Source organism: Ruegeria sp. BHSA118 (assembly GCF_059613405.1).
The window spans coordinates 12,949-27,922 of the sequence record NZ_JBXWSM010000057.1 but is presented as its reverse complement, the minus strand read 5'-3'; the positions used below and the strand labels follow the sequence as shown (position 1 = coordinate 27,922).

At 59.6% G+C, this 14,974-nt stretch carries 11 protein-coding genes and 1 pseudogene; 4 read left to right on the top strand and 8 right to left on the bottom strand.

Features of this window, described 5'->3' with window-relative positions:
* A pseudogene (locus AC2FNN_RS16035) lies at positions 1-90 on the top strand (IS5/IS1182 family transposase); the annotation flags it as partial.
* Positions 91-458: 368 nt separating this feature from the next.
* On the opposite strand, the gene AC2FNN_RS16030 reads toward AC2FNN_RS16035, so the two are convergent.
* Entirely contained in the window at positions 459-2,741 is a 2,283-nt protein-coding gene (locus tag AC2FNN_RS16030; protein ID WP_496759507.1) for an adenosylcobalamin-dependent ribonucleoside-diphosphate reductase, read from the bottom strand.
* A 129-nt stretch (positions 2,742-2,870) separates the two neighbouring features.
* Between AC2FNN_RS16030 and AC2FNN_RS16025 the strand changes: the two genes are divergently transcribed.
* Positions 2,871-3,302 (top strand): DUF1489 family protein, encoded by a 432-nt coding sequence (locus tag AC2FNN_RS16025; RefSeq protein ID WP_496759506.1) that lies wholly within the window; start codon positions 2,871-2,873, stop codon positions 3,300-3,302.
* On the opposite strand, the gene hisG is transcribed toward AC2FNN_RS16025, so the two are convergent.
* From hisG to hisS, 3 genes are read right to left on the bottom strand one after another with little or no spacing between them, the layout of a single operon-like run.
* Complete coding sequence (gene hisG, locus AC2FNN_RS16020; RefSeq protein WP_496759505.1) at positions 3,303-3,992, bottom strand: ATP phosphoribosyltransferase; 690 nt, start codon at positions 3,990-3,992, stop codon at positions 3,303-3,305.
* A complete protein-coding gene (locus tag AC2FNN_RS16015) occupies positions 3,989-5,077 on the bottom strand; it encodes an ATP phosphoribosyltransferase regulatory subunit (protein WP_480915415.1) in 1,089 nt (362 codons plus the stop codon). The genes hisG and AC2FNN_RS16015 overlap by 4 nt, the downstream gene beginning before the upstream one ends.
* Positions 5,078-5,080: 3 nt before the next feature.
* Positions 5,081-6,568, bottom strand: coding sequence for a histidine--tRNA ligase (hisS, locus tag AC2FNN_RS16010; RefSeq protein ID WP_496759504.1), 1,488 nt, complete (start codon positions 6,566-6,568; stop codon positions 5,081-5,083).
* 129 nt (positions 6,569-6,697) lie between these two features.
* Between hisS and AC2FNN_RS16005 the strand changes: the two genes are divergently transcribed.
* Positions 6,698-6,892: a SlyX family protein gene (locus AC2FNN_RS16005; RefSeq protein WP_152460143.1), complete on the top strand. Its 195-nt coding sequence runs from the start codon at positions 6,698-6,700 to the stop codon at positions 6,890-6,892.
* Between the two features lie 360 nt (positions 6,893-7,252).
* On the opposite strand, the gene AC2FNN_RS16000 is transcribed toward AC2FNN_RS16005, so the two are convergent.
* Together AC2FNN_RS16000 and AC2FNN_RS15995 are read right to left on the bottom strand one after the other, a co-directional pair.
* The gene (locus AC2FNN_RS16000; protein ID WP_496759503.1) at positions 7,253-7,633 is read right to left on the bottom strand and encodes a hypothetical protein; all 381 of its coding nucleotides are present in this window, start codon (positions 7,631-7,633) and stop codon (positions 7,253-7,255) included.
* A gap of 43 nt (positions 7,634-7,676) precedes the next feature.
* Entirely contained in the window at positions 7,677-7,997 is a 321-nt protein-coding gene (locus AC2FNN_RS15995; RefSeq protein ID WP_171364712.1) for a monooxygenase, read from the bottom strand.
* 137 nt (positions 7,998-8,134) lie between these two features.
* On the opposite strand from AC2FNN_RS15995, the gene AC2FNN_RS15990 reads away from it, so the two are divergent.
* A complete protein-coding gene (locus AC2FNN_RS15990; RefSeq protein ID WP_171329880.1) occupies positions 8,135-9,031 on the top strand; it encodes a LysR family transcriptional regulator in 897 nt (298 codons plus the stop codon).
* Positions 9,032-9,295: 264 nt separating this feature from the next.
* Here AC2FNN_RS15990 and AC2FNN_RS15985 read toward each other — a convergent pair whose 3' ends face one another.
* Positions 9,296-11,134: an amidohydrolase gene (locus AC2FNN_RS15985; RefSeq protein ID WP_496759502.1), complete on the bottom strand. Its 1,839-nt coding sequence runs from the start codon at positions 11,132-11,134 to the stop codon at positions 9,296-9,298.
* Between the two features lie 168 nt (positions 11,135-11,302).
* Positions 11,303-14,830: a DNA polymerase III subunit alpha gene (dnaE, locus tag AC2FNN_RS15980; RefSeq protein ID WP_496759501.1), complete on the bottom strand. Its 3,528-nt coding sequence runs from the start codon at positions 14,828-14,830 to the stop codon at positions 11,303-11,305.
* Between the last annotated feature and the right edge of the window lie 144 nt (positions 14,831-14,974).

Below are 14,974 nucleotides of genomic sequence, written 5' to 3'. Positions count from 1 at the left end.
TGGCGGCGGGTTGCCACCCGATATGACAGATGCCCGAAGGTCTTCCTATCAGCAATCGCACTCGCGGCTACCATCTTGTTTTGGGTGTAAATCAATGAGTCTGGAGCCTAGGATTGCATCTGAAAAGATTGGAGCAACGAAGCAAATGATTGTTCATTCTGGAGAGGAAGACATCAGGGAAACCGGGGGGGTTCCCAGATTGTCTCTGATCTCTGCTATTCGTTCATTTTCTTAACCTGGCTGTTCACTATGGACCTACAGGTCACCGCATATGCATCAGGAATCATAGCTATCGGTCAAGTGATGAAGCAAATGCGCGCCTGACATTCACTCAAAGTCAGACGCCACCGCCCCTTAGGAGCGATGGCAAACTTTTCATGGTCAGAATTGCATTGTGAACTTGTCAAATTGCAAACTGATGCGAGCTTTCACAACAACACAAGCACCCACCCCCAGCGTCAGCCACATTTCGAATGCCCGCAGCTGCGGCAGGTCATGCAGCCCTCAATCATCACCATGTCATACTGGCCGCAGGACGGGCAGGCCTTGCCGCGGGGGGCGTCCATGTTGACCACCTGCGCCTGCGGGTCGGATTTCAGCCCCATCCCTTCGCCTTCGAGGAACCCGATCGCGATCATGTGCTGCTCGATCACGCCGCCAATTGCCGCCAGGATCGAGGGGATATACTTGCCCTGCACCCAGGCTCCGCCGCGCGGGTCGAAGACGGCCTTCAGTTCCTCGACCACGAAAGACACGTCACCACCGCGCCGGAACACGGCCGAGATCATCCGGGTCAGGGCCAGCGTCCAGGCGTAATGCTCCATGTTCTTCGAGTTGATGAAAACCTCGAACGGACGCCGCCGACCGCCGATGACGATGTCGTTGATGGTCAAATAGATCGCGTGCTCGCTGTCGGGCCATTTCAGCTTGTAGGTCGAACCCTCAAGCGATTGCGGCCGGTCAAGCGGTTCGGACATGTAGATGACATCGCCGCCATCCACCTCGTGCGGCGCATCCGCGCTTTCGCCCGGCACCTTGTCATCACTCTCCGAGACGGTCAGAACCGAGCCGGTCACGTCGTTTGGGCGATAGGTGGTGCAGCCCTTGCAGCCCTGATCCCAGGCCTGCATATACACGTCCTTGAAGGCGTCGAACGAGATGTCCTCAGGGCAGTTGATCGTCTTCGAAATCGAGCTGTCGATCCATTTCTGTGCTGCCGCCTGCATCTTGACGTGCTCGGCCGGGGTCAGGGTCTGGGCGTTCACGAAATAGTCGGGCAGCTCAACATCGCCGAACTTGTCGCGCCACATCTGAACGGCATAGTCCACCACCTCTTCCTCGGTGCGCGAGCCGTCCTTCTGCAAAACCTTGCGCGTATAGGCATAGGCAAAGACCGGCTCGATCCCCGACGACACGTTACCCGCGTACAGAGAGATCGTCCCAGTGGGTGCGATTGAGGTCAGCAGAGCATTGCGGATGCCGTGCGCGCGGATGACCTCGCGGACATCGTCATCCATTTGCTGCATGGTGCCGCTGGTCAGGTATTTCTCGGCATCGAACAGGGGAAACGCCCCTTTTTCCTTGGCCAAATCGACCGACGCCAGATACGCGGCGCGGGCGATCGCGTGCAACCAGCGCTCGGTCTGACGCGCCGCCTCGTCGGACCCATAACGCAGACCCAGCATCAACAACGCATCCGCCAGTCCGGTCACGCCCAGTCCGATGCGGCGCTTGTCCTGCGCTTCAGCCTCTTGTTCGGCCAGTGGGAATTTTGACACATCAACGACATTGTCCATCATCCGGACAGCCGTGGCGACAAGTTCTTGAAGGGCCGCGTCATTCAAACGGGCGTTTGCCTCAAACGGTTCAACCACCAAACGCGCCAGATTGATCGAACCCAACAGGCAGGCGCCATAAGGTGGTAAAGGTTGCTCGCCGCACGGGTTCGTGGCCGCGATAGTTTCAACGTAGCTCAGGTTGTTGGCCTGGTTGATCCGGTCGATGAAGATCACCCCCGGCTCGGCATAATCATAGGTGGCCTGCATGATCTTGTTCCACAGATCACGCGCCTGAACCGTATGATAGACCTTGCCGTCAAAGATCAGATCCCACGAGGCATCGGCCTTGACCGCTTCCATGAACGGATCGGTCACCAGAACCGACATGTTGAACATGCGCAGGCGGGCCGGGTCGGATTTGGCGGTGATGAACTGTTCGATATCCGGGTGGTCACAGCGCATGGTCGCCATCATCGCGCCACGGCGCGAGCCCGCCGACATGATCGTGCGGCACATGGCATCCCAGACATCCATAAAGCTCAACGGCCCCGACGCATCCGCCGCGACGCCTTTCACGTCAGCGCCACGCGGGCGGATGGTCGAGAAATCATAGCCGATCCCGCCCCCTTGCTGCATGGTCAGCGCGGCCTCTTTCAGCATGTCGAAAATGCCGCCCATGCTGTCGGGCACTGTGCCCATGACGAAACAATTGAACAGGGTCACCTGACGCGCGGTGCCGGCACCTGCTGTGATCCGCCCGGCAGGCAGGTATTTGAAATCTTCCAGCGCCTCATAGAATTTTTCTTCCCAGTGCCCCGGGTCGTTTTCCACCCGCGCCAGATCACGGGCGATGCGCCGCCAACTGTCTTCAACCGTCTGATCGATGGGGGTGCCATCCGCCTGTTTAAAGCGGTACTTCATATCCCAGATCTGCTCGGCGATGGGGGCGGCAAAGCGGCTCATTGGTGATTCCCTGTGCTGAAAGAGGTATCCAGACTACCTCAAATCACATGCCCGCCACAACACCTTGATGACAACTGGAACCAAGCTACAATATAAGGATCATCCTCGGGACGACTCTGTGGGAAAGCTGTGGATAAATTCGTAAACCTCATAAAACTGTCCGTTGGTTCGGAAAGCGTCGACACGCTGATCGCATGGCAGGACAGCTATCGCCAGCGGTTCGCGGACGGCCTGCCACGCCACGTCACCCGTATGTGGCCCAAGCGCGAAGCCGAAATTCTGAACGGCGGATCGATCTATTGGGTCATCAAGGGCGTAATCCAGTGTCGCCAGCGGATCCTTCGGCTGGATGAAGTGATCGGAGACGATGGTATACGCCGCTGTGCCATTGTGCTGGACCCCAAGCTGCACCGCACCCAGAACGCCCTGAAACGCCCGTTTCAGGGATGGCGTTATCTCAAGCCTGAAGATACTCCTGCCGATTTGCCCAAAAACCGCGAGCAGGACGATGCCCTGCCCGATGATCTGAACCGCGCCCTGGCAGAAATAGGTGTGCTGTAGTTACCGCAACCGATCCAGCAATTCGGACAGAACCGCTTTTTCTGTCGGATCATATTTTGCAACGCGACTGCGCCACAGCGTGGCCTGCGATTGCAGGACCAGACCGTCCGACAGGATCTTCAGGTGGTTCGCGCGCAGGGTCTCTCCGGTCGAGGTGATGTCGGCAATTGCTTCAGCGGTTTCATTCATCACCGTGCCTTCGGTCGCCCCCTGGCTGTCAACCAGAGTGTAATCGGCCACGCCCGCGTCGGTCAGGAACTCACGCACCAGTCGGTGATATTTGGTAGCAATCCGCAGCCGGTGGCCGTGGGTGTTTCGAAATGCTGCTGCCGCCGCGTCGAAATCGTCCAGCGTGTCCACATCGACCCAGCAGGCGGGTGTGGCGATGATCAGATCGGCCTTGCCAAAGCCCAACTGCGCAATCTCTTCGACCTGCTGTTCCCAGCGCGGCAGCTTCTCATGCACCAGATCGATCCCGGTGACGCCCAGATGAATACGGCCCGACGCAAGTTCGCGCGGAATTTCACCCGCCGACAAAAGGATCAGTGAGACGCCTTCGATCCCGTCGACCCGCCCCGCATATTCCCGGTCCGAGCCGTTGCGGGACAGCATAATGCCATGTTTTTCGAACCATGAGACGGTCTTTTCCATCAACCGGCCCTTCGAGGGCACGCCCAGTTTCACACTCATTGCGCGGCCTCCTCGATTTCAAGCATCAGGTCCGGGCGGATCACGCCGCCGATCGCAGGGATTTCGGCCCCATCCCCCAAACGGCGCGTCAGCGCATCATAGCGCCCACCCGTAGCGACGGGCGGCAGGTCGGGACGGCCTTCGGCGTAAAACCCAAAGACAAACCCGTCATAATATTCCATCGATGTCCGGCCATATGACGCTTCGAAATCCAGCCGTGCGACATCGACACCACGCGCCTGCAGGGCTGCGATCCGCGCCTCCAACCGGTCCAGCGCCGGGGTGATCTGCGGCAGATCCACTGCCACATCCCGCAGCTGTTCCAGCGCGAAGGGCATGGTTTCACGCACATTCAGCAGCGTTTCCAACCCGGCCAGCTCATTGTCAGAGATTGGCGGCGCAGCGCGGTCTTCGCGCAGGGCTTTGATCCTGTCGGCAATCTCGGGCGCGCGACGCTTGCCGATCATCGGAACATCAACCGCCATCGGGTCGTCCGCGTCCAAAAGCGCATCACGGCCTTCGGGCCCCGGTTTACGCCCTGCAAACCGGTCCAGCAGCGCGCGGAACCGGCGCGGCCGCCACAGGTGCCGCATCAGCGCGGCCTTGCGGCGGTCTGTGGTCCGAAGCCCTTCGACAGCCGCGGTTAGGATACCGATATCCCCGGTTGCTGCGCGCAGAGGCAGCCCGCGCAGTTGCAGCGCCATCAGCGAAAACACTTCGGCATCGGCACCAGCGGGATCATCGCGGTCAAAAACCTCGTACCCCACCTGAATATATTCGTTCGAACGGTCCGGGTCGTGTTCCTGACGGCGGAACACCTCACCTGAATAGGTATAGCGCGCAGGCTCGGCCCCGTCCCGCATGTGCATCTGAACAACAGGCAGGGTGAAGTCCGGGCGCAGCATCTGCTCGCCCCGCAGCGCGTCCGAGGTGACGTAGGCACGGGCGCGGATATCCTCGCCATAGAGGTCCAGCAACATTTCAGCGGGTTGCAACAGGGGGGTATCCACCACCTGCGCGCCCGCAGCCTCGAACCGGACACGCATCATCGCGGCACGGGCCTGTATCTGGGAACGGTTGGGCATTGGTCAGTCCTGACTGTTCAGAATTTCACGCACTTTCGCGACCAGATCAGCGCGCGATACTTCGAACTGGCTGGGGCGTTCTTTCCATTCCTCCAGCGTGGCGCTTTCGGCGATCTTGGCCCCAAGGATCAGGTCCTTGATCTGCACGATGCCTTTTGCCTTTTCGTCCCCGCCTTCGATCACCGCAACCGGCGAGTTGCGCTTGTCCGCGTATTTCAACTGGTTGCCAAAGTTCTTGGGATTGCCCAGATAAACCTCGGCCCGGATGCCCGCGTTGCGCAGCTCGGCCACCATCGCCTGATAATCGGCCATCCTGTCGCGATCCATGACGGTGACAACCACGGGGCCTTTGGCCTGGGCGCTGATCCGGCCCTTTTCGCGCAGCGCCGCCAGCAACCGATCCACACCAATGGACACGCCGGTCGCGGGCACTTCCTGCCCGGTGAACCGCTTGACCAGATCGTCATAGCGCCCGCCACCCGCAACCGAGCCGAACTGCCGATTGCGACCTTTCTCGTCGAAGATTTCAAAGGTCAGCTCGGCCTCATAGACCGGACCGGTGTAATAGCCGAGGCCACGCACGACGGAGGGGTCAATGACGATGCGGTCGGGGCCGTAGCCGCCAGCAGAGAGAAGTTCCGCGATCTGTTCCAGTTCAGCAATCCCATCCGCCCCGATCTTGCTGTCGCCCACGGCAATGCGGAGGTTGGCCAGCGTACCGGCCGTATCGACGGCCTTGGAGGTCAGGAAGGCGATCACCGGGTCCGCCTGATCATCGCTGAGGCCAACGCCGTCGATAAACGCGCCCGACGCGTCCAGACGACCCTTGGTCAGCAACTCGCGCACGCCCTGCTCGCCCACCTTGTCGAACTTGTCGATGGTGCGCAGAACGTTGTCGCGAGCGGCTGCGTCTTCACCCAGACCCATCGCCTCCAACACACCGTTCAAAACCTTCCGGTTGTTCACCCGGATCAGGTAATCGCCACGCGGGATGCCGACCTCTTCCAGCGTGTCGGCCAGCATTGCACAGATCTCGGCATCAGCAGCCATCGATGCGGTTCCGACCGTATCCGCATCGCACTGATAGAACTGCCGAAAGCGCCCCGGTCCCGGCTTTTCGTTGCGCCAGACCGGACCCATTGCATAGCGGCGGTAAGGCGTCGGCAGGTCGTTGCGGTGCTGGGCATAGACACGGGCCAGAGGCGCGGTCAGGTCATAGCGCAGGGCCATCCAGTCGCCATTTCCGCCCTCATCAAACTCCTGCCATGCAAAGACGCCCTCGTTCGGGCGGTCCACGTCGGGCAGGAACTTGCCCAGCGCCTCGACGGTTTCCACCGCGCTGCTTTCCAGCGCATCAAACCCGTACCGATGATAGACACCCGCAATCGTCCGCAGCATTTCGGTGCGCTGCGTGACTTCCTCGCCGAAATAGTCACGGAACCCTTTCGGCGTGACGGCCTTGGGGCGGGGCTGTTTCTTGGGCTTGGCCATGTGGGGCGTCCTTGGGAGTGTACCTGTTCCGCGCGCGGTCTATCCCATGGTCCGCATCGGGGCAAGGCGCGCTTTCTCTGGCCTTGGGCCGAGTGTGTCGCTATGACCAGCGCAAGACAGGAGTCCCCCATGCAGCATCTGGAAGAAGAGATCGCCCATCTGACCCGTACCGTGGACGAGCTGAACACGGTCGTCACCAGACAACAGTCGGAAATCGACCGGCTGACCCAACGGGTTGAAATGCTGTTGCAGCGCGAAGCAGAACGGGCGCAGGAAGGATCAGGCGGCGTGGTCTTCGGCGATGAACGGCCGCCGCATTATTGAGTGGCCGGGGGCCGTTTCTTCCGTTTTGTACAGGCGCTTGGGGCGCGGTAGTCCGTTTTGTACGAAACGTCTCAGGGCCGAACCGACACACTCGGACAGAAACCGCGTTGGTGGAACGGCGCGGGATATGGGTCAGTTGTCTGTAGTGCGGGACGAAGCGGACTTTTGATGTGATCGCTCCAAAGACAGCTATGCGCCCAATACAGACATTACATTCTCACATGCAGGAAAGGTAGCGAACCTTAATTGCGGGGGCAAACACGTGGCTTTGTTGAAAGCTCCGCTCTAGATCTTAACATAAATCCACTTCTTATTGGCAGAAAGCTCGGAGCGGAAAGCTCCGAGCCGCGTTCCCTACCATCAGGACTGACTAAGTTTCTTGAGTTGCAGGAAGCTCATCACCGCAAGAAACGCAAAGAATGCGGGATCCGACCAACCAAAGCCAGTGAAGATACCTGTCAGCGCCGCATATAGCGTTACGACAAAACCAAGTGCGTTGGTTGCCATCAGCCCGGTCAGCAGCTTCCGGGCGGTTGCACCTTCGGTCACATCCCTAAGAAGAAAGCCAATAATGGCAATCCCTCCAAGAAAAATGCTGTTGTGCTGCGACAGGAACCAGGCGTAGCGGTCATTCAGCTCCAATCCGTAGTTTGGCCACAGAAAACCAGGCAGAAAAAACAGCGCAAAGGCAAACAACGCATAGATTGTGCTGTGAAGGGTCAGGAATGTTCGATTGCTCATTTGAAAGCTCCTTGTATGTGCGCAAGTTTAAGAGGGATCCTGATCAGACTACCTCGCGCAAGGGGGCGTTGGTGATTGAGCTGAGGTCTTCCATGATATCAAACACATGGTCCGACGTTACGGTGACACCGATTGCCGCCAGACGCTTCACGTGCATCGCCTTGTAGGTTTCCAGGGCGGCGAGATCCCGGAACAAATAGGTCGAACCGAAATCACCACTGCTTTCATCAACGGTCCAGATTTTCCAGATCACACCAGCTTCCTGCGCAATGCTTTCAGCCAACCGCTTAGTGCCCTCGGCAAATTCTTCGGTCATGGGGCCGTCATATGTCATGTGTAGGTCCCAGATTTTCATCGTGCTCATCAGCTTTGTCCTTTTGACTTTCTCGCTCCGGTTTTGCGTGTGGCGAAGCGTGTGGTTTCCATTGCCAAGCAAGATAGTCAGGGATATTTGTTAGATAAACAGCCATTTTTAGATCGCGATGTAAGGAATATCTAACAATGAGGCGAAATGAGTTGAACGACGTGTCGATATTCGTGGCGGTTGCTCAAGAGAACGGTTTCCGCGCGGCGGCTGAAAAACTGAAACTTGGAGCGGGTTCGGTAAGTGAAGCTGTCCAGAGGTTCGAAGATCGCCTTGGCGTGCGCCTGATCGAAAGATCGACCCGGGCCATCGCCCTGACCAAAGCGGGCGAACTTCTTTTTCGCCGTAGCCTGCCAGCAATCAATGATCTGGAAACAGCACTGAAAAGTATTCACGACCTAAACGAAGATCTGTCGGGCACGCTTCGGCTAACGGCCCCGACCGCCGCGGGCCAATTGTTTCTGGATGCCCTAATCACAGGATTTGCAAAAGAACATCCGGCGGTGGCGATTGAACTAATTTATGACGAAACAAAAGTCGATCTCGTAACCAGCGGGGTTGATGCTGCTATCCGTGCTGAGACCCTGCTTGATCCTGATACATATGCCATCGCAATTGGCCCTACACTGAAGATGACGATTGTCGCGTCCCCCGAATATCTAGCCAATTGCCCGCCCCTAGAGAAACCGGCCGATGTGGCGGCACATAGCGGGGTCTGTTTTGCTATTACAGGTGCTGACAAGCTGGCCCCGTGGGTATTTGCAGGCACAGACGGCCCCTATTCGGTCATGCCGCGTCCCAAGATCGTCACCAACGACGTGACCTCCATCCTTGAAGGCGCAAAGGCGGGGCTTGGGCTGGCCTATATCTTTGCAAGCTCTGTCGAGAGCTTGCTGGAAGACGGCAGGTTGGTTCAGGTTCTGGAAGGCCAGACCGCTGATTTGCCCCGGTTCTCCCTGAACTATCTATCCAAGCGCAATATGCCGCCCCGTGTCAGAGCTTTCGTTGATTATGCGAAACGGTGCAATCCTTAAACAAAATCGCTAATCTCTGCACTATCAAACAAGTTCCGTTTCTTGGAGCCGAATTGAAGCTTGGTGGAGCATCATCAAGGGTCCAGTACGGGCCGATTCACGGAGCTTTGCAAAGCCCGATTTCTGCCCAAAACAGTCATTGGAACATCGTGCAGTATCCGGAAAAATGGGCTCATAGCTGCCATCCCGGCGATTGAAGGCAAAGCCCCACTTCTCGCTACAGATCCTCGACCGACTACAACCCGTCCAGCTCGATTCCCGAATTCATTCCAACCGGAACATCAGCTGCTGAAGCCACGGCCTCTCTACACCGGTTGCCTGATACATCGCGTGAAGAAAGTTGTGCGCTGACACCGGGTCGCTCATGAACGGCGAAGTGCGGATTTCGCCCTTCTTCACCTCATCGCGCGCCTCGTAGATCACCGTGTCTTCCTTGATCGTCGCCATGATCCTGACGGCGTCCAGCGTCTCGGGGTCGATGGCGGTGGGATCTTCGGAGAGGAGCACGAAATCGGCAAGCTTGCCCGCCTCGATCGACCCCTTGCCGTTTTCCTCGAAATGCTGCCAGGCGGGCCAGATCGTCAGCGCCTTGAGCGCGGTCGCGACGTCGACCCGATGACGGGGGCCAAGAATGTCACCCGATCGCGTGCGCCGGGTCACGGTAGCATCCAGTATGCGCATGCTGTCAGGCAAGGCGACCGGCGCGTCGTGATGCGAGCCGAACATCATGCCCCGCTCGAGCAGCCAGCCAGTGGGCGAAATGTTCTCGGCATTGACCGGGCCCACGGTGTGGTCGCGGTGCCAGTCGCCCCAATAGAAGGTGTGCATCGGGAAAAGGGACATGAACACGCCCAGCCGCTTGTAGGCGTCGACCTGGTCCTCGCGCAGGAACTGGCCGTGTATCAGTACGGGGCGGTTGCCCGGATCGCCATACTTGTCCTGCGCAGCCTGAAGCGCAGCAATGAGCATGTCCGACGCGCCTTCGCCATTGGAATGGGTGATGATCTGGATGCCATTCTCGTAACACCAGTTCACGGCATCCTGCACCTGCTCGATGGTCACCGCCGAGTATCCCTTGTAGCCCGCGGGATAATCGCCGACCGGGTCATAGTAGGGACGGTCGCGGAGCGCGGTAAAGCCTTGCGGCGAGCCGTCGATCGTCAACTTGCAACCGCCCACGCGAATGCCGTTTTCATATTCTTTCGAAACATTGTCGCCGATATAGTCCCTGGCTTCGAGTACATCGGGATAGGCCACGACGTCGATCGGGATCCTGCCTTCGGCCGCCATGGCCTTCAGCGTCTCGACGGCAAACCCCGAGGACCGGCCGTCCTGCCCCGTGGTGTAGCCGAAACGCGCCCAGAGTTTGGACCCGGCAACCGCGAATTCCGCGAAGGCGTCCGGGCCGAGTTGCTTCAGGACGGGGACGAGCGTCCCGAAAAACGCGTATTCCTCGAGAACCCCGTTCGGCGCGCCATCGGCACCCCGCCGAATCTTGCCGCCGGCCGGGTCTTGCGCCGATGCATCGTAGCCGACAATCTCGAGCGTCTTCGAGTTTGCCACGCCGAGATGGCCGGACTGGTGGACAATCACGATGGGAAGCTCCTGCGAGACCGCGTCAAGGTCTTCGCGGGTCGGGTGGCGCTTCTCGGATAGCTGGGCGTTGTCGTAGCCGAAGCCGATGATCACGCCGGCCTTCTCGACCGCATCCCTGTTTGCATCGATCCAGTCGCGCAGCGCCTGTTGCAGGCTGGCAATGTCCGTGACCTCGCCGTCCGGCGGCGCAAGAAGGTTCGCCGACAAGGCTTGCAGGCCACCAAAAACCACGTGCCCGTGACTGTCGACAAAGCCCGGCAGCATCGCCCGGCCGTCAAGATCGAACAGTTCCGTCGCGTCGCCCTGATGCGCCATAATATCCGCAAGCGCGCCGACGGCGAGGATACGCCCGTCCTTGACCGCGACGGCCTCGGCGGTCGGCTGCGCATCGTTGATCGTGAGGATCGGCCCGCCGGAATAGATCGTGTCGGCGGTCTCCTGCGCGGTCGCGGCGCTGGTTGAAATGGCAAAACCCGCCAGCCAGACAAGATTCAGCAAACGTGACATCGGGAATACCCTCTCAAATACATCGGAAGATAAACGACTGAATAATGGTCGTGTCTATCGTGGCTAAAGCGTATTGCCCGACAGACACGCATTGCAAGATTTTTCGGGCAGCAAGAGGTGTCCGCAAGCCGCCATCCCGGCGATTGAAAGCGAAGCCCCGGCTTCCTGCTACAGTTCCTCGACCGACAGCACCCCGTCCAGCGACTTGATCGCGCCCTTGATCTGCGGGTTGATCGGGAAATCCTGGCCCAGATCCATTTCGACATCGCCCGGCAGGCCCGGCGCCATCAGGCAAAGCTGGATCGGCCCCTTCGAGGCCCCGCGCGCCGCGCCGGCGGCGTCCTCGAGCACCTTGGCGACCGTTGGTACGACCTGCGCTTCGTCAACAAAGATGCGCAACCCGGTTGCTCCGGCTTCGGCCACAAGGGAATCCGCAGGGCCAACCGAGCGGCCCAGCAGCTTGAGCTGATCGGCTTCCATCGTTGCCTCGGCGTTCAGAACCACCTGCGCGCCGGTTTCCAGAAACTCGCGGCACTTCTCCAACGTGTCCGAAAACAGCGTGACCTCATAGGCGCCGGTGGGATCAGACATTTGAACGAAAGCAAAGCGGTTGCCCTTGGCCGATTTCCGCTCCTGCCGGCCGGCGACAACCCCGGCCATCTTGGCGATGAACGGGCCAGACCGGGCCTTTTCCGTAACCTCGTCCAGCGTCATCACCTGTTTGCGTTTCAGCGCGGGCATGTAATCGTCCAGCGGATGCCCCGAGAGATAGAAGCCGATGGCCTTGAATTCTTCGCTGAGGCGCTCGGCGGGCAGCCAGTCGGGCGTCGGCGACAGGCGCGGTTCCGGCAGGTCGTCGCCCGCCTCGCCGAACAGAGACACCTGATTGGAGTTTTTCTGTTCATGAATCGCCGCCGAATACTGTACCAGACGATCAAGGCTTTCGAACACGCGGCGGCGGTTCTTGTCGAGCTCATCAAAAGCGCCTGCACGTGCCAGCATTTCCAGCGGTCGTTTGCCGACCTTCTTCAGATCGACCCGGCGGGCGAAGTCAAAGAGGTTGACGAAAGGTTTGTCAGCACCTTCATTTGCGCTCGCCCCCGAGCCACGCCCTTCAACCACGAGGTTCATCGCCTCGACGCCCACGTTTTTCAGCGCGCCCAGCGCATAGACCAGCTGACCACCCACCACGTCGAAGGTCGCCAACGAGCGGTTCACGCAGGGCGGCACGTAGGGCAGGCCCAGCCCCTTGCGGACCTCTTCGAAATACACGGCCAGCTTGTCGGTCAGGTGGATATCGCAATTCATGACGCCGGCCATGAACTCGACCGGGTGGTTCGCCTTGAGCCAACCGGTCTGGTAGCTGACCACCGCATAGGCCGCCGCGTGGGACTTGTTGAAGCCGTAGTTGGCGAATTTTTCCAAGAGGTCGAACACCTCAGAGGCCTTCTTGGCATCCACCCCGTTCTTGGCCGCGCCGGCCTCGAATTTCGGGCGTTCGGCGTCCATCGCCTCTTTGATCTTCTTGCCCATCGCGCGGCGCAGCAGGTCGGCGCCGCCAAGGGAATAGCCCGCCATGACCTGCGCGATCTGCATCACCTGCTCCTGGTAGACGATGATGCCCTGCGTTTCCTCGAGGATATGGTCGATCAGCGCGTGGACCGAGGTGATCTCGCGCTGGCCGTTCTTGACCTCGCAATAGGTGGGGATGTTCTCCATCGGGCCGGGACGGTAGAGTGCCACAAGCGCCACGATGTCCTCGATGCAGGTGGGTTTCATGCGCTTGAGCGCGTCCATCATGCCCGAGCTTTCCACCTGGAACACCGCCACGGTCTTGGCCGCGGAATAAAGCTTGTACGTCGCCTCATCATCCAGCGGGATAGCGTTGATCTGGTTTTCAGCCCCCTCGGCGGGCTCATAAAGTTCGGTGCCATCGGCGGCGACGTGCAAGGGACGCCCGGATTTGAAAATCAGATCCATTGCGTTCTGAATCACGGTGAGCGTTTTCAGACCCAGAAAGTCGAACTTCACCAGCCCGGCCTGTTCCACCCATTTCATGTTGAACTGGGTCGCGGGCATGTCCGAGCGCGGGTCCTGATAGATCGGCACCAGCGCATCCAGTGGCCGGTCGCCGATCACAACACCGGCGGCGTGGGTCGAAGCATTCCGCAGCAGCCCTTCGACCTGCTGGCCATAGGTGAGCAACCGGTCCACCACCTCTTCCTCGCGCGCGGCCTCGCGCAGGCGCGGTTCGTCTTTCAGCGCCTTTTCGATGGAGACAGGTTTCACCCCCTCAACCGGGATCATCTTGGACAGGCGGTCCACCTGCCCATACGGCATTTGCAGCACCCGCCCGATGTCGCGCACGGCGGCCTTTGACAGCAAGGCGCCGAAGGTGATGATCTGCCCCACCTTGTCGCGGCCGTATTTCTGCTGCACATAACGGATCACCTCTTCCCGGCGATCCATGCAGAAGTCGATGTCGAAATCGGGCATCGAGACCCGCTCGGGGTTCAGGAACCGTTCGAACAGCAGGCTGTAGCGCAGCGGATCAAGGTCGGTGATCGTCAGCGCATAGGCCACCAGTGACCCCGCGCCCGACCCCCGGCCCGGCCCGACGGGGATGTCATGATCCTTGGCCCATTGGATGAAATCCGCAACGATCAGGAAGTAGCCGGGAAAGCCCATGCCTTCGATGATGCCCAGCTCGAAATCCAGACGTTCCTGGTATTCCTCGGGCGTCACTGCATGGGGGATCACGGCCAGACGTTTCTGCAAGCCCTCATTGGCGATGCGCCGCAGCTCGGCCACCTCGTCATCCGCAAATTTCGGCAGGATCGGGTCGCGCCGATAGGCCATGAACGCGCAGCGTCTGGCGATCTCGACGGTATTTTCGATGGCCTCGGGCAAGTCGGCGAACAGGGTCGCCATCTCTTGTTGTGACTTGAAGTAGTGCTGCGCCGTCAGGCGACGGCGGCCTTCCTGCTGGTCGACATAGGCCCCTTCCGATATGCAGATCAGCGCGTCATGAGCTTCGTACATGTCCGGCGTCGGGAAATAGACGTCATTCGTGGCGACCAGCGGCAGGTTCTTGGCATAGGCCATCTCGACATGGCCGCGTTCGGTCAGGCGCTCGGCCTCGGGTTGGCCATCTTCGCCCGGATGGCGCTGAAGCTCGACATAAAACCGATCGGGGAACATTGCTGCCAGCCGATCGAGCAACGCGTCGGCCGCCGGGCGCTGACCCTGTTGCAGCAGCATCCCGACCGGGCCGTCAGGTCCACCGGACAGGCAGATCAACCCTTCAGATCGGTCAGCCAGTTCTTCCAAAGTGACCTGAGGCAGTTGCCCGCCCTTGTCCACGTAGAGGCAAGTGCTGAGCTTCATCAGGTTTTCGTACCCGGTCTTGGACTGCGCCAACAGCACCAGAGGCGCGGGCATCTTCGGCTTCTCGCCCGGCTGGGCCTGGACATAGGTCAGATCGACCTGGCATCCCATGATCGGCTGCACCCCGGCACCGCTTGCGGTGACCGCGAATTCCAGCGCTGAAAACATCGAATTGGTATCCGTCACGGCGACGGCGGGCATTTCCATCTTCTCGCACAGGCCCGGCAGCTTTTTCAGCCGCACGGCGCCTTCCAGAAGGGAATATTCAGTGTGAACGCGGAGGTGGATGAATCGTGGAGAACTGCTCATGACGCCCAAGCTACCCCAGCCGGCTGCGCGGCAAAAGGCGGAACCGCATCACGTTTGCCGCAAAAAAAATCGCCATTGATTATTCGGCTTTTTCAGAAGGTGCTTCGGGTTTGACTGGGTGTCGCAATCAAAAACCGCTTTATT

Excerpts from the sequence above, each read along its gene's own strand:
- AC2FNN_RS15985 (WP_496759502.1), bottom strand. The coding sequence starts at position 11,134 with ATGTCACGTTTGCTGAATCTTGTCTGGCTGGCGGGTTTTGCCATTTCA.
- hisS (WP_496759504.1), bottom strand. The coding sequence starts at position 6,568 with ATGGCCAAGCCCAAGAAACAGCCCCGCCCCAAGGCCGTCACGCCGAAA.
- hisG (WP_496759505.1), bottom strand. The coding sequence starts at position 3,992 with ATGAGTGTGAAACTGGGCGTGCCCTCGAAGGGCCGGTTGATGGAAAAG.
- AC2FNN_RS16015 (WP_480915415.1), bottom strand. The coding sequence starts at position 5,077 with ATGCCCAACCGTTCCCAGATACAGGCCCGTGCCGCGATGATGCGTGTC.
- AC2FNN_RS16030 (WP_496759507.1), bottom strand. The coding sequence starts at position 2,741 with ATGAGCCGCTTTGCCGCCCCCATCGCCGAGCAGATCTGGGATATGAAG.
- AC2FNN_RS16005 (WP_152460143.1), top strand. The coding sequence starts at position 6,698 with ATGCAGCATCTGGAAGAAGAGATCGCCCATCTGACCCGTACCGTGGAC.
- AC2FNN_RS15995 (WP_171364712.1), bottom strand. The coding sequence starts at position 7,997 with ATGAGCACGATGAAAATCTGGGACCTACACATGACATATGACGGCCCC.
- AC2FNN_RS16000 (WP_496759503.1), bottom strand. The coding sequence starts at position 7,633 with ATGAGCAATCGAACATTCCTGACCCTTCACAGCACAATCTATGCGTTG.
- AC2FNN_RS15990 (WP_171329880.1), top strand. The coding sequence starts at position 8,135 with ATGAGGCGAAATGAGTTGAACGACGTGTCGATATTCGTGGCGGTTGCT.
- dnaE (WP_496759501.1), bottom strand. The coding sequence starts at position 14,830 with ATGAGCAGTTCTCCACGATTCATCCACCTCCGCGTTCACACTGAATAT.